Consider the following 21,101-nt stretch of genomic DNA (forward strand, 5'->3'; position numbering starts at 1 on the left):
TTATTCAGCCTTAAATTTGCCTGTAAAAGCGGTGCGCAGACCGCCGGATTTCGTGAAGGTGTGCGTCACCCTATCAAGGATGAATTCACGGCCATCGACCAGCGGGCGCACCCCCGCATAGATGACGGGCTGGCCCGCCATCAGCGCCGGGCGACCGACGATCGAACACCCGGTTTCAATCAGGCCCCGCATCATTTCGCGGGCAGCGGCCTTGGCGGCAGCGGTTGCCTCTTCCTTCGAACTGTATGGGTCGCGCAGGACATGTTCGCCGCTTGCTTCCGGGTCGGCATCCACGATGACTTCCTGCCGCTTCGCGCCCTTGCGGTCCTGCCAATAGGCTTTGACCTTCGCAAAACGGTCCACATCGGTTTCCGACACCCGACATGACCCCTCAATAATGGACGGCGCGAACACCAGCGACGGCGGAATGGCCGTTCCGTCCGCCAACTTTCCTGTGCCACGTTCCAGCCAAAGAAGCGTGCCGTTTTTGATGGTGAACAGCGCCCCGTGGCGCTGCGCCAGACGTTCCAGAAAGTTCAGGTCGGATTCATCCTGCTGGCCGATCCATTCATAAACATGGCCCGACACGGTATCGGAAATCTTGGACTGCAGGCCATAGTCGCCGGCCTTTTCTTCCACGATGTCCTTCACCGACGCATTGTCCCAATGCTTGGTCTTGTTCGCCTTCATTTCAGACCGCAGGTCAGCCGAATGCCCCCTGACCGTGATGGTGTAGGGCAGGCATGCGAATTCCACCCGGTCGATGATGTAGGCCCCGACAAACCCGCCGCTAATGCCGTTCAGGATAGTGACAGTGGCAACCGCCCCACGCCGGGGCGACTGGAAATGCGGGGCCGCGTCATTGAAAACCAGATCCAGCGTATCAGACCGGATGCCTTCGCGGTCGGTGATGGTCAGGCTGACAAGCCGGTCAAAGAACGCACCCGACACGGGCACGCCATCGACAGTCACCAGAATGCGCGGATGCGTCATCAGTCCCACAACCTTAATGGCCGGCCAGCCCTATCCTGCACCACCATGTCGGGCAGGGTGATTTCAGTACCCACCGGCAATCGGTGGGCCACGGCTTTGATATGCGGGTTCGCCTCGAGTACCCGCTCGACCGCACCCGCCTGCGCCCCGTACTCGCGTAGGCAAATCAGGTCCAACGCATCCCCGGCGGTGGTCACGTAAACACTGGCCATCAGAAAATCCCCAGCAGTGACAGCAGGCTGAACCCGGCCCCGATGCGCTTCACTTCTATGGTGAAGGCATTGCGGCCCGGTGTGCCGTAGCGGTCATGGAACGCGCGGTCTTCATCGACCTTCTGGATGGCGTGACTGCCAAAGACCTTGCCACCCAAGGACACCAGCATCAGCGGCACCCCGGATTTCGCGGCCAGCCGCACGCCTTCCAATGTGCCAGCCCCGCCGAATTCCTGCGGGAACAGCACGCCATTGATGGTCACCACTTCGGTGCGGGGTCCGGTCCACTGCAGGGCGTTCAGCCGCCCCGCAGTTTCGATTTCAGCCCACGTGGTGTCCAGCTTGCGCCCAACTCCGGTGTAACCGAAGCCGTGGGCACGAAACATGAATGGCCCCAAGGCCATGGTCACAGGTCCAGCCATCTCACCCCCTTAGTCGGAAAAACTGGCAGACATCGTGGCCGCGACACGCTGCCCGAGACGTTCAGACACAAGGTCCGCGATGGCGTCAGGGTCGGACACGCCGGACGGCACCTGAATGTTGATGCCGCCATTGATTTCCACTCGCACTTCGCCCTTTGGCATAGCGCCGTACGGGCCTTGCGCCGCAGCCGGGGCCGCAAGCGCCGAACTGGTCAGCACCGCAAGGCTGGCAGCGCGAAGCCCCTGCGCCCCACGATGCAGCCGCGCAAGGTCGGGGTTGCCGTCAACCGGTCGCGGGGCCGATGCGGACAGGTATGACCGGAAGGCCGACTGTGCCTGTCCAACATTCAGAACGCCGCCCGACCGACTTGGAACGAACCACTCCGAACGCGGGGTGTTTTCGTTCACAAGATAGGGCAGGCCAGTGCGAACGGGGCCACCACGGGCGCGGGCACCGGCGGGCTGCGGCGTAACCGTTGCCCTGATTTCAGCGCCAGACACGGCCCGCAGGTTTGCCAGCATTTGGGCAATCAGGTCATTGGCCCGCTCAATAGATGCCGTGCCGATTTCAGGCGCGACATCTGTTCTATGGATGACCTGAAGGGCCGTTGCCAAATCGCCCGCGCGCCCTTCGGCATTCGACAGTTCCGCTTCCACCTTCTGCAAGTCCCTGCGGCGGGCGTCCATGGTCTGTTGCAACGGCATCGCCATGGTTTCAGCCATTGGACCTTCGCCAAGGTTGTCGATTTCGCCCTGAATGCCCGCGATTTCATCGCGCAGGCTGGCGGCATAGTCTCGCAGCTCCTGCAGATGCGCAGGGGTCGGAAGCGGTCCAGAGTGGATGACCGAAACAACCGTTTCCGCCGCCGCCCGCTCTGCAGCAGGCAATTGGTCGAAGCCGGGCGCATCCATCACGGTCGGAACCGGCGCTGCGGGTTCGTCTTCGGTGCCCATCAGCCACTTCAGCCAATCCGGCGGCTCCGGCCACTTGATCAGACCGGCGAAATCAATTTCACCGATGAAGTTCCAGTTCCACTCCGGCAGGAAGTCCGACCATTCGAACCCAAACCAGTCCGACCAAGGGATGTTCGGAATGAACCGTACCCATGAAATCGGGCTGATGTAGGTCAGCCAGTCAAACGTCAGCCAACGCGACCAATCGACATCGGAAATCCATTCCGGCCAGTCGATTGCCGACACGAATTCAGACCAATCAACTTCAGGCAACCAGCCTTCCCACGAAAAGGCACCCCAGATGCGATGCCAGTCAATCGACGGCAGGTATTCATCCCATCCCAGCGGCTTAATCAGGAAGTGCCACAGCAGTTCGCCAGCCAATGTGGCCCAGCCAATCACGGGGATGAAACGCAAAGCGCCACGGCCAAGCCACGAAAGCGGACGGATCAGCGAAGTCCAACGAAGCCCGCCTGCCAGCGAAGCCCAACGAATGGACGGAATCAACCCTGCTGCCCAACGAATGGGCGTTACTAGGCTTGCAAGGCGGAACCGAGGCAGACGGCGCAACAGCCCAAACCGACCGGCCAGACTTGCGATGTTGCCACCCGCGAAGATGGCACGCGCACCAAGCCCAACCAGCCCGAAGCGCAGAACCGCCATGGTGCCGATAAGGCCCGCCGCTGCCGTCAGAAGGGCACCACCGGCAATCGCCAGTCCCCCAACCGCCGCAGCACCGATGACCAGCCACTTGGTCAGCTTCGGGTGTTCCTTGGTCCACGCCACCATCCGGTCGATGACGCCCTGCGACATTTCCAGAAGGTCATTCAGCGGCGGCAGAACAACTTCCCCGATACTCATACCAAGGCGGGCCATTTGGTTCCGCATCAGTTGAAGGTTGTTCGCCGTGGTTTCCGCGCGGGCCGCATATTCAGCTTCAGCGCTGCCCAGATACTGGCGCTCTTCCGCGACCATAGACAGAAGCTGCGGCAACAGTTCCGCGTTGTTAATCAGCTTGGTCAGTTCACGCGCCTCATCACCAAATAGGTCAGACATCACCGATGCCTGCATATGTTCCGGCAATTCCCGAAGGCGCTGAAGCACGTCAGCAGTCGTGCCGACTGCATCACGCTGCATGTCACGGGCGATCTGTTCGGCGTCAAGGCCAAGGGCTTGCATCGCTTCAGACTGCCGCTTGGTCGCACTTGCACCGCGCGTCAGCGCCCGCCCCATGTTGCGGAAGGATGTGGCGGCGGTATCCGCACCAGCCCCTGCCGCGATCATTGCAGCGCCTATGGCAAGCGTTTCAGTGTTGCTGAAGCCGAACGTCGCGCCGGATGCACCCGCGCGGTTCACAAAGTCCAACGTTTGGTCAGCACGTGCGGCAGAATTGTTCGACAGATGGTTCATGGCATCGAACAGGGAGCCTGTTTCGTCCAGCGTCAGCCCCATGGCGGTCTTGATGCTGGCCATGGATGTACCCGCAAGGTCCGCAGAAATATCGAACGCCACGCCGATCTTCGCCGCCATTTCAGCAAAGCGCGTCAGTTCTTCGCGGGCGATGCCCGACTGGCCACCAGCCGCCACGATTTGCGCCAGACCGTCCGCTGCCATTGGAATGCGGGTGGACAGATCCAGAATGTCATCGGACATCTGCGTGAAGGATTCCGGCGTGTCGAAATCCACCACCTTGCGGACATCGGACATCGCGCTTTCAAATTCGATGGCCTGCTGCACAGGGCCGGACAGCGCCGTCATAATGCGGCGACCGGTCATCATCGAGGCATTGCCGACAAACGAAAGGTTTGCCGCCGTGGCCAGCGACCGGTCCATGCGTTCCCGCGCCTCCGCAATACGAGTCTGCATCGTTTCAAGGCGGCGCATGCGCTCCATCTGGCGACCGAAGGCCGTGGTCGCGCCATCTAGCGCTCCGGCCAGCCGCCGCTGTTCCCCGGCAAGATCGCCAGTGTTCACACCCGCTTGGCGCAGCTGCCCCTGCAGGCCGGACAGCGCTCGGCGGTTCTTCTGGTGCTGCTGCTCAAGTCGGTCTGCGGTCGCACGTGCCCGCTCAAATTCACGGCGCATCTGCGCGGTCGGATTGCGAGTGGTGATGATCGCATGCTGTAGCTGGCGAACACGTTCCCGCGCACGCCCCAAGGCTTCACCGGATTGGCTGACAACCTGCTGCTGTTTGCGGAAATCTTCAATCAGCCGAAGCGGGCCGCGCAACCCCTGAAGGCGGCTCATTTCGGTGCGCACACCATCTGCGAAACGCCCTGTAACCGTCCGCATATTGTGCAGCATGCCGGAATACTGATCCACCGCCTTGATGGTCAGCTGCGTTTCGATGCGCTTGGTCGCCATGGGTCACCCACTCACATTGCAATTTTAGGAGGAAATGCCTATATTTAGGCCATGGAATTTTTTGCGATGATCTTTGCCATCTTGATGATTGCCGCCGCTATCGCGGCGATAATACTTGTCGGAATGTTTGCTGGCGGGATTTGGGGTGCACTGGCCTTCGCAGCACTGCTGGTGGTGACCTATCGCGCCATGACGTATCAGAGCGGGCCAGCCCGCCCGATGAAGCGCGACCAGCTGAACGCTTTCCAGCGCCCATTGTCTGACGACTGACGCTATTCGAATTTCAGGCGGGTCGCCTCCCACACATCACGGGCCGTATCTTGCCAGATGTGGAATTCACTGACCTTCATGGCCAACACCTGCGGAAGCGGGGTCGCCAGCGACTTTGCGACGAACCCCGCGGCAAAGCGCAGGTCTTTCGCTACTTTGCCGGTTTCCCGTTTCCCGCATCAGATCCCTGCTGCGCGGCCACGTGGGCCTGATAGGGTTCCAGAACGCGCTTGCCGATTTCGCGGAAATCGCTTTCCTTGACCTTCAGCATCACCGCGCGGTCCACGCCCGCCATGCCCGCCAACAGAATGGCGGTCTGTTCTGCAGGCGACTTCGCCTCTTCGACCGCGATGCTGGTGCCGAGGTCCGGTTCATCGAACACCAGCTTTTCGATGGTTTTGCCACCCATGGTGACGGGGCGCTGAAGGGTCACTTCAATTGGATAATCCATGGTGCCCCCTTACAGCAGCAGCGCGGCGCGGATGTCGCCGGTCTGGCTGACGCCGCCCACCGAGAAATCGAAATCGTCAATCTCGAAGATTTCCGACCCGTCGATTTCCAGCTTGGCATAGTTCTGCACCACGGTGCACTTCAGTTCGGCCTTGTCGCCGGGTTTCCAGTTCCCGGCATCGCCCGCGACGAGGCGACCACGCACGTAGTAGACGGCACTGTGCGTCACACCGTCTTCATCGACATGGGCACCGGTGACCATGAAACCATGTTCGGTGCCGGGCTTGCCGGTCATCAGCTTCAGGGTGGCGGGGTCGAAGGCGGTCAGGGTGAATTCAAGGTCATCATGTTCATAACCCATACTGGCCTTGCGTTCCTTAATCATGCCGCCGTTGCGGAAACTTTCGGTCTTTTCCTTCGGCATCGAAATCGACACTTCGGAAAACTGACCGACCTTCACGTCTTCATTGGCCCACAGGGCGCAGTTCCGCAGGATGTAAGCGGGGGTGGATTTCATGGCTGTTACTCCTTCTCAGCGCAGCTTAAAGGGGCGAACGCACCGGCGGCGCATTCGCCTTGTTCACTCACCGGTGGCGCAGGCTTACGCCGCCGCCTTCAGCGCTTCCTTGGTCAGTTCCAGATAATACTGGATGTTGCGGTGCGTGATGAACCGGATGTCTTCCATCGGGGCGGGCGGCTCAAATTCCATGGACAGGGTGATTTTCCCCGCCGCCATTTCGGTCGGCTCGTTCAGGGTTTCGTCAATCCAGACGCGACCGCCCAGAATGGCCCCGGATGCCTTGAAGGTCCGCATCGCCGCGTTGCCGCTTTCCAGCATGAACTTCAGGTTGCCCGCCGAGAACGGCTTATCCACAAATTCCAGATACGCCTTTTCGATGGCTTCATTGATGAAGTCCGCCGTCCGGCGCACCGACAGGAACACCCACAGGTCATCGGTGGTGGCGGCGCGGTTGCCCCATGTGATGAAGCCGGACCCCATGTTGATGATGGTGCCCACATGGTTTTCGTTCAGATAGTTCGCCTGCAGCCCGTAGGTCACAGTCCGCGACGCGCCGCCGATGCCGTTGATGTTCTTGTTCGACAGCGAATGCCAGAACCCCAGATTGGTATCGACGCGGGCCTGAACGCCGGCGAACCGGGCCGACGCCGGGCGGGCCACATAGGCGCTGGTGGCGGTGTTCCAGACCAGCACCTTGGGGTCCACCACATAGACACGCTGCGACCCGATCAGGTCGCGATAGGCGATGGCATCGGCATCGGTGGTGTCCGGCCCATCGACAAAAGCCACGGCCTTCAGCTGGTCCAGCACACCAATCAGTTCGGCCACCACCGGATTGGCGGTCACACCGTCCCCGCTGGTAAAGCCCGGAATCGCAATCAGGCGGGGCTTGATGCCCAGCTGCGCTTCGGCCTTTTTCAGCGCGTGCACGCCGGTCAGCTGCGTAGCGTCGCCCACCAGATTGGACATGGTGGCGGCGGTGTCCACGCCCTCATCGACACGGATGACGATGGTGTAAGCACCGATCTGGTCAAACACATCATCGACCGCATCCTTCAAGGTGCCCGCATCCCCAAGGTCAGCCGCCGCAGCAGGATTGCCCGTAAGCAGCACCGGGGTGTTCAGCGGGAACTTGGTCGCGTCCGCATCGGGCGCGGTGCCCAAGAGGCCGACCACTGCGGTTTGCGCGATCTGCACCAGCACCGGGGTTTCATTGGACTCCTGCAGGCGGGTGCCGTGGTGGAAGCTAAGAAAGCTCATCTTCGTCTCCTTTGACAAAAGAAAACCCGGCACTCCTCAGCCGGGCATGCCCCGGCATCCGCCGGGAAGGGATTTGAATGGTGCCAGAAGCGTTGCTGCGCTCGACCTCAGAACCGGTCGATAAGAGGCGGAATTTCGGGCGGCAGCGCAGGCCAAGCCGCGTCGCTCAAAAAATCCGCGTCGGGATCTGCAGCCAAATCCTCAAACGCCGCACGCATGTCGGAAACCCAAGCAAGCGCCACCTGAACGCCGTTCAGAACCGTATTGTCATCATCGGTGCGGTCAGCTTCTGCCTTTCCGGAAACCAATGCGACGGCGGTCGCCATGTTCATCTGCGCCTCCACCGATGCGACGGAATAGATGCGACGGCGACATTCAGCGCTGACCGCGCCACGGCGTGCATCCAGCTTGGCGGATGCGATCACATCCGCAGGAACGCCAGCACGGCGGGCATCTTCTTCGGTCCACCCTTCATAGCGGCGACCGTCAAAATCAAACGAAAGCATGTCGTTTCCTTTCTTGGTTTGCGTTACAGGGTGTTGATATTGGTCATCAGAAGATGACCGTAATCAGATGCTGGCGATGCCGCTGCCGCGCCGGGCAGAACCGAACCGCCATAGGTGCCCGCGCCGCTGGTGGTGATGTTGGCGAGTTGAAGGTAGTATCCGCCGTAGTCGCCAAGCAGGTTGCCGTAGTAATCGGCGGGGATGTCGATATTGCAGTAGCGAATGGTGCCGCCACCAACTTCCATCCGATCCGATGCGCCGTAGCTGAAAAGACCGATGGAACGGTTATTGTCACCGGTCGCGGTCGGAAGCGCGGCAAGCACCGCCGCCTCGCTCGGCAGCTTCACATTCCAGCGCACAAGGTCGATGTAGCCGCCCCACGAAATGTCAAAACCCCAGACCTCGCGGATGTCATTGAAGCCGAGACCGTAGGAAATCGTGAAAGCGGGATAGCTGGCCGGATCACTCACGATCACCCATTCGCTGTCATAGGCCGAGATGCGCACATGCCGCCCCATCGTTTTGTAGCGCCGGGTGGTGGTGTAGGCCCCGCGCACCCGAATATCAGCAAGCGCGGTGTAAGGGGTCATGTCGATAGCCCGCTGGATGGTCTTGACCGGCGATGCCTGCGTGCCGGGGTTTGCATCATTGCCGGTCACCTGATCGACATAGAAAGACACAAGGAAGTCCGAATAGGCTTCCGCCGCCGCAGAAAGCGCCGTTTCGATGCCCGATTTCTTGGTCTCGAAGGTGTTCTTCAGGTCCGTATAGGCCCCGATCAGGTCGTTGATTTGTTCGGTACTGGTCGCCATTCCGTGGCCTCCTCAGATGAAGAACGTGCCTTCAGCCAAGCGGATGGCATCCGCTTGGCGCAGCTGTTCAAGTTGCAGGTTTGCGATTGCGGTGCCGGTTGTGACAGCAAGGTCGAACACCACGTCATCCGGCGCGTTCACGATGACCAACCCTTCATCGACCCGCGTGAAGCTCAGAACATGGTCCACCAGATAGGTGATGGCCCCAGTCTGGCGCGGCACCACGTCATTGCCAGCCCAGATAGCAATCAAATCGCCGTCTGCGTCGAAGAACCCCATTTCACGCACCGCGAAGGCCGGGGTGTCGGGGTCGAATTCCGCTTTCACGCGCCAGGCATTGCTGCCAACGATGTGACGGGTCTGGATGGCCTGCCGCGCCAGTTCGCGCTGCAGGGCGGTCTGGGAATAGCTGGGGGCGTAGTTGCCCCCATTACCGTCACCAAGCGCGATATGCGTGATGGCGACCGCTGTTCCCGAACCGGCGGCGGCGGTAATTTTCGCCTCCGCAGTATCGGTCAGAAGTGTTGTCGGCATTAGCCCGCTGCCCTCCTTTGAACATCATGGAATTCCTGACTGACGGCCAGAGCACGTGCCGCCAACCGCACATATGCCGCAACGGGCGCTGGGGCCGGTCGCGGCTGCGGTTCATGGGTTTCGCTGCACACCCGCCGAATGCGCTGCCCCGTACGTAGCATCGGCCCGCCTTCGGCCTGCGCGGGGCGCGGGCCGGGGTCGATGTCGGCCTGATGCAGATGTGCGGGGCGCGCGCCGGTGCGCAGATAGCCTTCAGTGCGGAACCGCTCACCTAGGCGAAAAACCAGCTTCCGCGACACAGGGGCCACCCGCTGCACCACAGAATTCATCGCGTGCACCATCCGGTTGTCGATGGTGTTTTCATTCGGCCCATAGAGCGACCGGCTGGCATATGCCGTGACGCGGAAGCTGCCCGCGTCCATAGCGTCAGCCACCCCTTCAGGTTCGAACCATTCCAGCAGTTCGGTATCGACATCGAAGGCCGCAAGCGCGGTGCGGATGGCGTGGGGCGTACCCTTGAACCGGTGCACTTCTGCACTGACCGCGACGACGCTGCGCTTCACATCTTCCGGCCAGTCCAAATCCCACACATCAACCGAATGTTCCCACGCCAGATGATCCAGCAAACCCACACCAACTGTGGCCGGGTCTTTGGAAATCATTTGGACCGGCAGGCTGAACAGCCGTTCTTCCAAAATGTCCAACGCTTTGGCCAGTGGCGTGGCAGTGGGCGGTAGCTGCGTGTTCTTCACGTCATACATCGCGCCACCCCCCGGTGATGGACTGCAGCGTCAGCGTGATGCCGGTGCAGTGAGGGGCATCGAACGGCCCAATCTCCAAGTCTGCGGCGGGCGACACCAGTTCGACATCGACCACCCCCTGCACGCTCAGCGCCGCCGCGATGGACGTGCGATAGAGTTTTCGGCCAATGCGGATGCGGCCATTCACAAAGGCTTCCGCCGCCGCCTGCGCCGCCGCCTGAACTGCTGATGCCGTTTCCGGCGTGGTCACATGCAGAACCGCTTCGATGGCGTAGGGCACAGGCTGCGCGGATACCACGGTCAGCTTGTCGGCAACCGGACGGCGCTTGTCAGTTGTGCAGTGCTGAAAAACCGCATCCAGCAGCGCGGCATCCGCCGTGCCATCGCCTTCGCTGGATAGAATAACCATTTTCGGCTCTGCAGGCGGAATGGCTGGGTCCAGCCCGTGGTTCGGCCCATAGACCGCCACATCCACCACTCGGTCATCAGCATCCAGCGCCCAATAGACATACGACCCTTCAGTGCCATGCGGCGACCACGCCTCGATGACCAGCTGGATGCGGGCGCGAAACGCTTCATCGCTTTCCATGACCGGGTTGTCCGGGTCGCTGTCATCCAATACCTTGCGCAGCACACCGCGATTGGCCCCGATCTGGTCAAGGTCATCGCCACGCGCCGTGGACAGGAATACCGACCGCACCGCTTCATTGATGCGATTTTCCAGATACAGTTCCCGCGCCGCCGCCGCTTCATTCAGATAGCGCATCGGGCTGGCCGCGATGTTGCGGGCCAGCGCCATGACTTCGGCCACCTTCGGCGCATCGAAGACTTCCGCCAGCTGCGCTTCCAGTTCGACCAGTCGCGCTTCCAGAATGGCGTCGAAGTCCAGCACGCCAATCGCGGTCGGGTCCGGTAGTGTGGTCAGGTCCAGCGCGGCAAAGCGGCTCATGCGGCAAGGCTCCAATTTTCCACCCGGTCACGCATGACACGGATGGTCTGAATGTCATCGGCAACGGTGGTCAGGTCACCCTTGTGGGCGTTCGGTCGGTGGTTTCCGATCAGGGTCATGGTGATGGCCCCCGTTTCCGCGCCTTCCACGGCAACATCGGTCAGTTCGAAACGGGGTTCCCAACGCTCCAGCGCCTCGGCAACGGCCACATACAGCGCCAGAACATTGGCTTCATTCATCGGCTCATCGACCAGCGCCGGGACTTCGGACCCGAATTCACGCCGGAAGACGCGGGCGTTTATCCGGGTGGAAAGGATGGTCTGGATGCTTTGCACCACATGCGCCCACCCTTCGACCGCGCCCCCGGTATCGTGATTCAGGTCCATACCGGGTCAGGCGCTCGCCTTGTCAGCCGCAGCTGGGGGCTTGGCGTCATCAGCCTTGGGCTTCGCTGCACCTTTTCCGGCAACTGGCTTCAGTCCGCTGCCATAGGGCGGCAGATAGTATTTCGCCTGCTGCACGGTCATCGGCAGAACCTCGCCCTTGCTGCGAAACACCCCGCCAATTTCGCGGGCCTGCGTCACCTCATAGTCCGCCAAAGCGGTTTTCTCATCACTCATCGCTTTCTCCTTGGTTTAGGGCGTTAACCGCCCGCGAAAACATTGCCAGACCCGCTGGCAACACTTGACCCGCAATCCACCGGGTCACCGACCCGGCCAATCTGCTTGCCATTGACAAAGACTGTGCTGGACCCGGCAGCCAATGAACCGCCATGGCAGCTTGGCAATGGGTCGCAATGAACAGCCCAACCATCCCCCTGACGGTGCACCGGAATGCCGTTGACAAAGACATCCGGGCTGCCGCCAGTGCTGTTTCTAGGCGGGAATGCGCCGTGACCAGTGCACATGTCGCCCAATCGGGTAACTGCAGGCATCAGTTCAGATCGAGGCGCGGCGTGCTCAGAACGATGCCGCCATCGGTCATGGTTATTGTGCTTGCCCCAACTTTCAAAACCATGGTTGCCCCTCCGCCGCTGATTGTCACGCTAGCCGCTCCAACCGACGCCAGCACATATTCATCCCCAGCCCCGGAAGGCCGGCCATTCGCATCAGAATTCAGGCTCCCCTGAATACTGGCATCATACAGGTCGCCCGACTCCGAATAGACCTTGACCTGCTGCCCAACGGACGGCGGGTTGTGCGTCTTGTTCGCACCCGCTGCAGGCTCTTCCCACGGTATCCAGCCCGTCAGAAATGGCTGGTCACCGTCCAGAAGCCTCACCCGCGCAACGCCCTTGGCGGCATCCACTTCCGCCACCACGCCGGTGCGGGATTGCGAGCGCGTGCGGCGTTCCAACTCTCCAACCCGGCGGCGCAGGTCATCAATGATTTCCGGAAGCCCTGCCATCAGGACGGCACCGCTTCATTGACCGCATCCGTCACGACGACATCGCGCGCGACACCGCCAAAGGTGTAAAGCTGCAATGACTGCGCATCGCGCGTGGTCATTCCGGTCAGGCGCTCAAATTCAGCATAGGGGCCGGAGGCCGCTTCGCCCAACAGCTGCTGGAACAACGCCAGCTGCGGGACGTCGTGCTCTTCCATCAGCGCCATAAAACGCGGCCAAGGCCCGCCATCAGGCAAGGGCTGGCCAAGGCGGGGGTCCGCGAAAACTTCGACCGTCAGCTTGGTTTGTCCGGCGGCAAGGCGCACGTTTTCCGCCGCGCTGCTGGACCGCACATGCTCCTTGGCGACATAGGACTGCACAAAATCACCGAAGACCTGCGCCCACGGGCTGTCCGGATCGCTCAGAACGCGGCCAATCTGTACGTCCAGAACATCCAGAACCGCTTCAAAATGGGCATCCGTCGCCGGGAACCCTTCAACAATGCTGGCTTCGCCGGTTTCCTTGTCAGTCTGCGCCATGGTCAGCGACACGCCGCAGTTGAACATGATGTCCACCCGGCCATTGGACCGAAGGCCGGTCTGCCCCAATTCCTGAGATTTGGCCGCGTCGGTGTAGACTGCAATGAACGGACGCTGTTGGTCGCTGCGCAGCTGGCCGTCCGCCGTCTGGTCGATGGCGGAAATCTGGCTGTCCAGCACGTTATCGCCGACCAGCGTGCCGCCAGCCTTCAGCGCCTGAACCGCCGCAATCCGCAGCGCCATCATCGTCAGCGACATCAGTTCGCATCCCCAAGTTCGCAAATCAGTCGAAGGTGCGACCGGTCATCGACCGACAGCACTTCGAACACCGGCCGGCCATCACGATCCAGTGCCACCACCTTGTCGCCCTTGCGGACCACCAGCGCGGCATGCACCGCACGGTCGATGCGCAGATGGCCACCATCCGCCGTCACACCGGCGCGGGCATTGTTCCCGCGACCAAAGTTCATCCGCTCCGCATCGCGGTCGCCCGTCCGCAGCACGGCTGTGAATTCCACCGCATCGCGTTCAGGGTCTTTGCGGCCATCGGCCAGCGGAAGATGGCGGACGGCTTCCGACCACACATCATCCACTTCGGCCATCAGGTCTTCGCGCAGACTGCTGTCCATCAGGATGCGGCCTGCAGCGCGGCCAGTTCTGTGACCGCTTCATCCAGTTCTTTGGTCAGGGCTTCCCAACCGTCATCGCCCTCCGACATTTCGCCCAGCTTGGCGTTCAGGTCATCGACACGGGCCTGCGCCGCCTCCAGCTTGGTCGCAGCATCCGCAGCAGCCTTTTCTTCAGCGGACTGTCCGCTGGATTTCTTCGGCGCGGCCTTCTTCGGCGCATCACAGAACGCGGCAAAGCCATCCTGCACCACGTGGTCCGCATAGGCTGCGGGCAGCTGGACGGGTTCACCGACCTGCATCTTCTGGTCCTTGTCTTCACCCATCACATCGCCGGGCACGGTGGCATTGCTTTTGAAGGCCACCCACTTCTTCTTCGTCTGCGCCATGATTGTCTCCTTCACAGGCTGAATTCCGAAGCGCCGCACGGGCGCTTGGGGATGCAGCCAAAGGCCCGGCAGTTTACCGCCGGGCCTTGCTTCACTGTCCTGTTCGAAAGAGGTCAGACGATGGTCAGCTTTTTCAGCACGCCGGGCCGGGTGCAGAGCGAAATCGCATTCATCTGACTGTCCAGATGGCGACCCTTGCCATTCGGCATCGGATACTGGTGCGCGTAGCGCGGCAGGCCGATGGTGTTCACCGTTTCTTCGAGGTCCGCCGGGGCGAAGCGCGTGATGAACAGATCCGCGACACCGACCGGGAACACCCGCGCTTGATCCGCTGCAATGAAGGCTGCGCCACCATTTGCGGCGGTCGCTTTCTTTCCGGTGCGGTAGCGCTCGAAGGTGACCTTGCCGACCGTGAACACGTCCGGCGCACCGTCGCGCAGCTGATAGCCCATGTTGTCGGCAAGGAAGGTTTCGCGCACTTCCTTCTGGTCCCATAGATAATCGTGGAAATCGCGACCACACATCGCGTGGATGTGATCATAGGGCGCGTCCAGTTCGTCTTCGATGGCATAGACCACATCGCCCTTGATCTTGGTGGCGATGCCGTCCACCTGCGCGTTGATACCAAGCGCAATCGGCGCAGGCACAGCAAGGCCGAAGCGGTCATAAAGGTTGTGCAGCACCTTGCCTTTGCCAGACAGGATCACACCCTTGATGGCCCCGACGCGCTGGTGTTCCAGCGTGGCGTCATGCGCCCGCGCGTGGGTGGACAGCTTGGAATCAACCCGGTTCTGGACTGTTTCCAACTGGTCATCACTGCCGAAAATCCGCACTCCTTGGGTTTCATCGGCCAGCACGGCATCATTGATTTCGTAGTGGTCGATTTCAAACGGAATGACGCGGCGGTCATCGTCACCGATGGTCTGACCGGGGCCACCGCGCGGGGTCGGTTCGATCAGCGCCAGCGTGCCGTTGTTTTCTTCGATTTTGATGGTGGTTACGGCCACGCCATCTTCATCGAAGATGCCGGTCGCGCCAAGCTGACCCGGCACGAAAGGCTGATTGTTGATTGCTGCCGTCAAGGCCAGCACAGAAAATTCAGTTTCCCACATGGTCGCGGTCTCCTTAGCGCACGCGGATGCCGACAGCGTTCAACTGCGCCACCTTCGCATCGGTTTTGGGTTGGTCAGCCACGGAAGCGTCAAAAGACAGCATCGGCAGCTTGGCTTCGGCATCGCGGTCAATGGCGGTGACTTCCACCGCTTGGTCGGTCGCATCGACGCCATAGGCCAGAATGGCCACGGCGGTTTCGGCACCTTCTTTTCCGACCACTTCAGCATCCGAAGCGGGAACGTATTCGCCGGTGGCGGTTACCTTGCCCAGAACAGTGCCAGCGGCCAGCTTGCCTGCGCCATTGGCGATGGTGACGATGCTGCGCGAACGGCGACCTGCAGCTTCAGACAGCAGGAACGCCAGATTGCGGGTCTGCATGGTTGCATTTTCCATGGCTTATGCCTCCTTTCCGGTACGGCGGGCGGCATAGATGCCCCCGGTGTTAATGGTGGCCTTCGGCTTGGCCGAAGCGCCCGGCGCGGGCTGCGCAAGGTCAGCGGCGGCACTGCGGCTGGCCTGATACTTGGCGGGGTTCGGGGCATCGTCGGTCTTCGCTTGGCTAGCGCCGTCGGTTGCTGCCGCCTTCAGTGCCGCAATGGCGTCATTGGCGGGCATGTCGGTGTCGAAGGCCAGATGCTTCGCAAGGGCTTCATGCCCCGTCGCCGCATCGTCTTCGGTGATGGCTTTGATGCGGGCCTTCACATCCGCAGCGCTGGAAACATCAGCGCCGCCGGTCGGCTGACCGGTGGCCGGATTGGCGGGTGCCTTGTCCGCCGCTTCGGGTTTGGGTGCCATGGTCGGTGTCTCCTTTTCATGGGCCGGGGGGTGCGCGGCGGACGCCGCGTTTCGGGTCGCAGCTTCGAAGGACCACTTTTCCTTCTTCGCCATGGCCACGAGTTTCTTGGGGGCTTGGGAATAAACCCGGTAATCGAAGGCGGCGACAGCCTTGGCGCGGCCCCCTTCGGTATCGGTTGCGAACCCGCGTTCCACCGCTTCCGCGCCGGTCAGCCACAGTTCGGTCTTCATGTCTTCGCGGATGGTTTCGGCATCTTCGCCGGTCTGTTCGGCGTAGATGTCGGCCATCAGGTCAGCCAGTTTGTTCAGCTGTTCGGTGGACTTTTCATGGTCGCCCGCGTTGCCCCACGTAAACTTCGCCGGGTCATGGATCATCATCAGGGCACCAGACCGCATCGTGATGGTGTCGCCCGCCATGGCTATGACCGAAGCCGACGATGCGGCGATGGCATCGACCACCACAGCGACATCCCCGCGATGTGCCTTCAGGGCGTTGTAGATGGCAATGCCGTCATCGGTGTAGCCACCGCCCGAATTGATGCGCACGGTGATGTCCGCATCACGCCCCAGCATTGCCAGCGCGTCGATGACCTGCGATGCGGTGAAGCCATCACCCCAAAAGTCATCCCCGACGAACCCGTAAAGAACGAGTTCGCCATCCACCAAGATGGTCATGTCTGTCTCCTTGTCGGTCAGGTGAAGCGGAACCGCTTCGCATGTCTGGTGCGGGCCGCGCCGCCGGTCTTCCGGCGACAGGCGTTTTCGTATTCCGCAATCAGCTGTTTCAGGTCATCCAGCCGCGCCCGCTGGAATGTCACCTCTTCGCCGTCCATGCGCACGGTTTCCCGCAGCTGGCCTGCACTCAGTCGAATGCGAACCTTGCGCAACGCATCGGCCATCGCGCAGGGGTCATCCATCTGCACGACATCTTGGCCAACCTTCATCGTACTCATGGGGCAGGCTCCGTTTCGATGACAGGCTGCGCATCACGCGCCGCATAGGGCGATTCCATCCCGGCATCGACATAGCGCTGGTGTTCCCGCTGGCGCTGTTCGAACAGCGCATCCGGGTCCACCCCAAGGTCGCCGGTTTCATTGGCGATGGAACTGGTGCCGTTCGACAGCCGTTCGGTTGATGCCCTTGCCGACTTGTAATCGTCCGCCGTGGGTTTTGCGGGGCCTTGCCAATTCGCCGCAGACACCCGGTCACGGTTCGCGCGGAAGGCTTCATATCCGCCCTTGAACGGAATACGGCCTTCGCCCACTTCTTCATCCAGCCAGTTGCCATAGACCATCTGGCACATCGGGGCAGCGATGCGTTCGCGCCGCCGCATCACCACCGCCCAGATGGACGCATTTTCCATGCGCACGCTGGAATAGGTCGCGGCGGTGTGGTCCATCGTCAACCCGCCATAGGTGATGCCGATGGTGCGGGCCATGTCGCGGGCAAGGCTGTTCGAAAACGGCAAGAAGTCCTGACCGGGCACCTTCGCGGTTTCCATGCCCAGCTTTTCGCCGGGGCCAAGGTGCGACACCTGCGGGTCAGCGCCAACCGAAATCCGGCTTTCCGCTGCCCGGTCCAGCTGCGCCCCAAGGAAGTCCAGATACTCCTGCGCATACCCCGTGCCACCTTTGCTTTCCTTCAGCACTTCCAGCGCTTCATAGGCATCTTGGCTTGGCGCTTCGGATGTCAGCGTGATGGCAAAGACCGTCTGCAGAATGGCCATCTGCAGGGTCGCATCATCCAGCATTTCCGCCTGAATATGCTTCCGGAAGGCCGGTGCCAGCAGCGAAATGCCGCGAACATCGGTGGCGTCCATCGGGTCAAAGACGTGCATGACCAGCGGGCGACCATCGACATCGAATGCCGCATAGTCGCGCTTCGCCTTCAAACCGCCGGTGACGGTTTCGAACCGGTAGGACACCGGACGGCCCTTGCCATCGTGGTGCACGCCTTGGAACAGACCGTCCAGCGGGCTGGTGTCCTGCACCAGCCGGGGCGGCGGAACGAGGCACAGCTTGGTGCCGCTGGTGATGCCATACCGGCTGCGGTCGCCTGCGGTGAAAAAATCGAAGACGCCGGTCGCCTCGCCATAGGCGATGTGCCAGCGCAGCCCGATGTCCACCATCTGCGGACCAGTCAGCTTGCCACGCATGTCGCATTCGCGGGCGTTGTGCCAGTAGGCCCGCCAGCGTTTCTTGACCAACCGAATCCAGTCAGCCTTTTCCTTTTCGTCATAGCCCATGCCTGACAGGTCGGGGTCAGGCGTCAGCGTCAGACCCACGCCCACCGTGTCGGCCAGAACTTGGTCGGTAGCACCCTTCAAGCGACCGCTGTTCTGGATCAGGTCCATGGCCAGACCTGCAGCCCGCGACCATGACCGCCGCACATCATCGCGATGGCTGGTCAGGGGCGCGACACGGCTGGCGATGACACCACTTTTGGTGTCACGCATATAGCGGGCGGTCGGGCGCGAAGACCGTTCAGCCGCCACCAATGGCGTTCCGTCTGGCTTGATTAGACCGCTCATCGCGTCCTGTTTCTCCACTTCGACCGCGCACGCTCTTTGGCCTGCGCTTCAGTTTCGTCTTCGGCGGGCTTTTCGTCCGCCACCTGTTCGGCCTGCGGCTGCGCCGCCATCAGCAGGTCTTCGAAGTCGCCCTGCACATCTTCCGGCGGGCGTTCGCGTTCCGTCATCAGGCGGTCCCATTCGGTGTCCGGCAGATTGCGCACCCCAAGGCGAATGGCCGCAGCTTCCGCCTGAAGGTGGGTGTCCAGACCTTCGTTCGCTTGGTTCGGGTCTTTCACCCACAGATACCGGGTGAAGCCCGATTTCGCTTTCTGTGCCTTCCGGCTTTCCGCTGTCAGCTGGCGAAAGAATTCATCTTCCAGACCTTTCGGCAGGGCGATGAACCCGCGTTCTTCCGGATCTGTTTTCTTCAGGTTCCGATAAAGCCCCATCTTCAGAACCGACGAGGCGAAGTTGAAGAAGCGCTTCGAATAGCGAACGATCTTGCCGCGCCGGTTCCGTTCCTTCTTCACCTGCGCCAGCAGCGGGGCGCTTTCAGGATGCACACCCCGCACCATGATGACGCGGGATGCCGGGTGCCGACGCGCCCAATCCCACACGTCTTCGGTGTAGGCGTTGCCGTCGATGGCCAGCAGGTCGATTTCAACCTTCCGGCCATAGGCGTTCCGAAAGTCCTGCCGCAGCAGGCCGTTCAGTTTCGACTGGCACCCTTCATCGGAAATGTGGCCGTTGAACACGCCATATTCGACCACCGCGCGGCGCTTGTTCTGGCCCCACGCGACCACCTGCCATTCCACCCGGTCGCCCTGACAGTCCACACCGCAGGTCAGCAGAGGGAAGCCCGCAGGGATGGTGCCGTGGGCATAATCCGATTCCGACGCCCGGTCGCGGATGTCTTCCCAAGGCGGCGCTTCACCCAAGACACGATAGGCTTTGCCCACCACGTCATTCCAGAAGGTCTGCTCCTTTGGCGGGTCGCCCTTGGCCGACAGCCATGACCGCGCGATGCGCTCAAACGACTGCAGCAGCGAATAGGCCGACCAGATGTAGAATGACCGGTGCACCCGCTTCATCTTCGGGTTCGCGGCGATCCACTTGGCCCCCCGCAGCATCTTGGGGCGATGGTGTTCTTCAATCGAAGCCCCGCAGCCTTCGCAGGTGAAATGCGCCCGTTCTGGATGGTCTTCATCCAGACTGGCCAGCATGTTTTCCCATTCCAGCACCTGCATGTGGCCGCATTCGTCATGCGGGCATGGCACGTGCAGAAATTCCTGACTGCCGGACTCGAAGTTCTTGGTGATGCGGCACCCCGGAACCACCATGGGTGTCGAAATCTTGAAAATCTTGGCGAATTCGTAACCCTGACTGCGGCTGTCCGCTTGGGTTTCCGGGTCGCCCGCGCTGTTCATATCCCACTTGGCAAGGTCATCCTGAACCTGCCGGGACATGGACACCTGCGAAAGCGAAGCGGGCGAATTCGCGCCTGAAATCTGGATGGCCCCGCGACCGTCGCGGCGCTCTTTGTAGAAAACCGAATCCTGCCCGTCGCGGGCCTTCATCGGGAAAATCTTGCGCAGCGCCGTGGTGCCTTTCAACATCGGGGCCAGCTTCATCTTCGACCACCGCCGCGCGTTTTCGTCGGTCGGGTGGACATAAAGGAAATCGCCGGGGTCCATGTCCATGGAACCGCCGGTGAAGATATTGGCCAGCACCGTGCCGCCCAGCTGCGCCGACTTCGACAAGGTGACAACCCGGCACGGGTCATCGGGCGACAAGGCCCGCAGGATTTCGTCAAAGTAGCTGAAGCGTTCCCGGTTGTACGGGCCGGGCAGCGGACTTTCCCGCGACGAAAACACGATGTTTTCCTCTGCCCATGTCAGGTAATCGACAGGCGGCGGCGGGTCGATGACATCCGCCAGAACATCGTGCGCCATCCATTCAGCGCTTGTGACTGCAACATCCAGCATCAGGCATCCAGTTCAACCGAGGTGGCCACGTCCTTTTCCACTTCATCCGCGCGGGCGCGTTCTTTCATCGCAGCGGTCTTGCGGACCTTTTTGAACTCTGCCCGCAGCAGGTGCAGGACATCACGCTGCGGGACGTTGAACTGCGCTGCCATCGCAGCGGCAAAGTCAGGCAAAGCGCCTTCGAAAATCTGCAGCATCATGCCCGCGATGCGGGTCATCTGTTCGCGGGCATCGTCGGCTGACATCAGCATGCCTTGCCGCAGCGCTTCATCCGCAGCCTGAATTCGGTTGCGGCGCAGCTGTTCTTCCAGCTTGGCCCGCTTCAGCTGGTCTTCGACCGTATCGGGCTTTGGTGCAGCCGGGGTCGATGACGCGGCAGGCGCTTCGGGAACAGCCTGTTCAGCCGGGGCGGCTTCGGCCATCGGCAGGCTTGGCTGCTGAACCGGCGCGGGGTCAGGCGCAGCGGCAGGCTGCACCTGCGCCGCATCTTCCACCGTGGTCCGGGTCGCGATACCGTTGCCAAGCGATTGGCCGATGTCACGGTTGCGCCGGACCTGTTCAATCGCGACCGCATAAATGATCTTGCCGGACTTGCCCGGCTTGGTGAACGCATCGTCGCGCAGGATGTCCTTCGACTTCCATTGGCTGACCGCCGCGCGGCTGACCCCCATGGCACGCGCAAAATCGGCCTGCGACATTTCCTGATGTGCAGCTTCCATGCCTGACCCGTTCAGTCCGTTGCCGGTCGG

General features: G+C 61.5%; 27 protein-coding genes. 1 reads left to right on the forward strand and 26 read right to left on the reverse strand.

Features of this window, described 5'->3' with window-relative positions:
- From AN476_RS14965 to AN476_RS14980, 4 genes are read right to left on the reverse strand one after another with little or no spacing between them, the layout of a single operon-like run.
- A complete protein-coding gene (locus tag AN476_RS14965; RefSeq protein WP_054462406.1) occupies positions 1-993 on the reverse strand; it encodes a phage late control D family protein in 993 nt (330 codons plus the stop codon).
- A complete protein-coding gene (locus tag AN476_RS14970) occupies positions 993-1,205 on the reverse strand; it encodes a tail protein X (protein ID WP_054462407.1) in 213 nt (70 codons plus the stop codon). The genes AN476_RS14965 and AN476_RS14970 overlap by 1 nt, the downstream gene beginning before the upstream one ends.
- Positions 1,205-1,627 carry a phage tail protein gene (locus AN476_RS14975; protein WP_054462408.1) on the reverse strand — a complete coding sequence of 141 codons (423 nt, stop codon included), beginning with the start codon at positions 1,625-1,627 and terminating at the stop codon, positions 1,205-1,207. The genes AN476_RS14970 and AN476_RS14975 overlap by 1 nt, the downstream gene beginning before the upstream one ends.
- A gap of 9 nt (positions 1,628-1,636) precedes the next feature.
- A complete protein-coding gene (locus AN476_RS14980; protein WP_054462409.1) occupies positions 1,637-4,945 on the reverse strand; it encodes a phage tail tape measure protein in 3,309 nt (1,102 codons plus the stop codon).
- A gap of 66 nt (positions 4,946-5,011) precedes the next feature.
- Here AN476_RS14980 and AN476_RS14985 point away from each other — a divergent pair, with 66 nt between their 5' ends.
- Positions 5,012-5,215 carry a hypothetical protein gene (locus AN476_RS14985; RefSeq protein ID WP_157063773.1) on the forward strand — a complete coding sequence of 68 codons (204 nt, stop codon included), beginning with the start codon at positions 5,012-5,014 and terminating at the stop codon, positions 5,213-5,215.
- A gap of 151 nt (positions 5,216-5,366) precedes the next feature.
- Here AN476_RS14985 and AN476_RS14990 read toward each other — a convergent pair whose 3' ends face one another.
- From AN476_RS14990 to AN476_RS15095, 22 genes are all read right to left on the reverse strand, one after another.
- Positions 5,367-5,666, reverse strand: a complete 300-nt coding sequence (locus tag AN476_RS14990) for a phage tail assembly protein (protein ID WP_054462411.1) — start codon at positions 5,664-5,666, stop codon at positions 5,367-5,369.
- A gap of 9 nt (positions 5,667-5,675) precedes the next feature.
- Positions 5,676-6,182 (reverse strand): phage major tail tube protein, encoded by a 507-nt coding sequence (locus AN476_RS14995; protein ID WP_054462412.1) that lies wholly within the window; start codon positions 6,180-6,182, stop codon positions 5,676-5,678.
- Between the two features lie 84 nt (positions 6,183-6,266).
- Positions 6,267-7,445: a phage tail sheath subtilisin-like domain-containing protein gene (locus tag AN476_RS15000; RefSeq protein ID WP_054462413.1), complete on the reverse strand. Its 1,179-nt coding sequence runs from the start codon at positions 7,443-7,445 to the stop codon at positions 6,267-6,269.
- 107 nt (positions 7,446-7,552) lie between these two features.
- The gene (locus tag AN476_RS15005; protein ID WP_054462414.1) at positions 7,553-7,951 is read right to left on the reverse strand and encodes a hypothetical protein; all 399 of its coding nucleotides are present in this window, start codon (positions 7,949-7,951) and stop codon (positions 7,553-7,555) included.
- Between the two features lie 23 nt (positions 7,952-7,974).
- Positions 7,975-8,763: a hypothetical protein gene (locus tag AN476_RS15010; protein ID WP_054462415.1), complete on the reverse strand. Its 789-nt coding sequence runs from the start codon at positions 8,761-8,763 to the stop codon at positions 7,975-7,977.
- Positions 8,764-8,775: 12 nt separating this feature from the next.
- Positions 8,776-9,297 (reverse strand): phage tail protein, encoded by a 522-nt coding sequence (locus AN476_RS15015; protein WP_054462416.1) that lies wholly within the window; start codon positions 9,295-9,297, stop codon positions 8,776-8,778.
- Positions 9,297-10,058: a phage tail protein I gene (locus tag AN476_RS15020; protein WP_054462417.1), complete on the reverse strand. Its 762-nt coding sequence runs from the start codon at positions 10,056-10,058 to the stop codon at positions 9,297-9,299. The genes AN476_RS15015 and AN476_RS15020 overlap by 1 nt, the downstream gene beginning before the upstream one ends.
- Positions 10,051-11,007: a baseplate J/gp47 family protein gene (locus AN476_RS15025; RefSeq protein WP_054462418.1), complete on the reverse strand. Its 957-nt coding sequence runs from the start codon at positions 11,005-11,007 to the stop codon at positions 10,051-10,053. The genes AN476_RS15020 and AN476_RS15025 overlap by 8 nt, the downstream gene beginning before the upstream one ends.
- Entirely contained in the window at positions 11,004-11,393 is a 390-nt protein-coding gene (locus AN476_RS15030) for a GPW/gp25 family protein (protein WP_054462419.1), read from the reverse strand. The genes AN476_RS15025 and AN476_RS15030 overlap by 4 nt, the downstream gene beginning before the upstream one ends.
- 6 nt (positions 11,394-11,399) lie before the next feature.
- Entirely contained in the window at positions 11,400-11,627 is a 228-nt protein-coding gene (locus AN476_RS15035; RefSeq protein WP_054462420.1) for a hypothetical protein, read from the reverse strand.
- Between the two features lie 23 nt (positions 11,628-11,650).
- Positions 11,651-11,941 (reverse strand): PAAR domain-containing protein, encoded by a 291-nt coding sequence (locus AN476_RS22475; RefSeq protein ID WP_083464353.1) that lies wholly within the window; start codon positions 11,939-11,941, stop codon positions 11,651-11,653.
- Positions 11,941-12,414 carry a phage baseplate assembly protein V gene (locus tag AN476_RS15045; protein ID WP_054462422.1) on the reverse strand — a complete coding sequence of 158 codons (474 nt, stop codon included), beginning with the start codon at positions 12,412-12,414 and terminating at the stop codon, positions 11,941-11,943. The genes AN476_RS22475 and AN476_RS15045 overlap by 1 nt, the downstream gene beginning before the upstream one ends.
- Entirely contained in the window at positions 12,414-13,190 is a 777-nt protein-coding gene (locus AN476_RS15050; protein ID WP_054462423.1) for a hypothetical protein, read from the reverse strand. Before AN476_RS15050 ends, AN476_RS15045 begins: the two co-directional genes overlap by 1 nt.
- Positions 13,190-13,561: a hypothetical protein gene (locus AN476_RS15055; RefSeq protein ID WP_054462424.1), complete on the reverse strand. Its 372-nt coding sequence runs from the start codon at positions 13,559-13,561 to the stop codon at positions 13,190-13,192. Before AN476_RS15055 ends, AN476_RS15050 begins: the two co-directional genes overlap by 1 nt.
- Positions 13,561-13,947 (reverse strand): hypothetical protein, encoded by a 387-nt coding sequence (locus AN476_RS15060; protein ID WP_054462425.1) that lies wholly within the window; start codon positions 13,945-13,947, stop codon positions 13,561-13,563. The genes AN476_RS15055 and AN476_RS15060 overlap by 1 nt, the downstream gene beginning before the upstream one ends.
- A gap of 113 nt (positions 13,948-14,060) precedes the next feature.
- A complete protein-coding gene (locus AN476_RS15065) occupies positions 14,061-15,059 on the reverse strand; it encodes a major capsid protein (protein ID WP_054462426.1) in 999 nt (332 codons plus the stop codon).
- A gap of 13 nt (positions 15,060-15,072) precedes the next feature.
- Positions 15,073-15,453, reverse strand: coding sequence for a head decoration protein (locus AN476_RS15070; RefSeq protein ID WP_054462427.1), 381 nt, complete (start codon positions 15,451-15,453; stop codon positions 15,073-15,075).
- Positions 15,454-15,456: 3 nt separating this feature from the next.
- Positions 15,457-16,530, reverse strand: a complete 1,074-nt coding sequence (locus AN476_RS15075; RefSeq protein WP_054462428.1) for a head maturation protease, ClpP-related — start codon at positions 16,528-16,530, stop codon at positions 15,457-15,459.
- A gap of 17 nt (positions 16,531-16,547) precedes the next feature.
- Positions 16,548-16,808: a hypothetical protein gene (locus AN476_RS15080; protein ID WP_083464354.1), complete on the reverse strand. Its 261-nt coding sequence runs from the start codon at positions 16,806-16,808 to the stop codon at positions 16,548-16,550.
- Positions 16,805-18,385: a phage portal protein gene (locus AN476_RS15085; RefSeq protein WP_054462430.1), complete on the reverse strand. Its 1,581-nt coding sequence runs from the start codon at positions 18,383-18,385 to the stop codon at positions 16,805-16,807. The genes AN476_RS15080 and AN476_RS15085 overlap by 4 nt, the downstream gene beginning before the upstream one ends.
- Positions 18,382-20,352: a phage terminase large subunit family protein gene (locus AN476_RS15090; protein ID WP_054462431.1), complete on the reverse strand. Its 1,971-nt coding sequence runs from the start codon at positions 20,350-20,352 to the stop codon at positions 18,382-18,384. The genes AN476_RS15085 and AN476_RS15090 overlap by 4 nt, the downstream gene beginning before the upstream one ends.
- Positions 20,352-21,071 (reverse strand): hypothetical protein, encoded by a 720-nt coding sequence (locus AN476_RS15095; protein ID WP_054462432.1) that lies wholly within the window; start codon positions 21,069-21,071, stop codon positions 20,352-20,354. The genes AN476_RS15090 and AN476_RS15095 overlap by 1 nt, the downstream gene beginning before the upstream one ends.
- Positions 21,072-21,101 lie beyond the last annotated feature (30 nt).

Source organism: Phaeobacter sp. 11ANDIMAR09 (assembly GCF_001294455.1).
Taxonomy (GTDB): domain Bacteria; phylum Pseudomonadota; class Alphaproteobacteria; order Rhodobacterales; family Rhodobacteraceae; genus Pseudophaeobacter.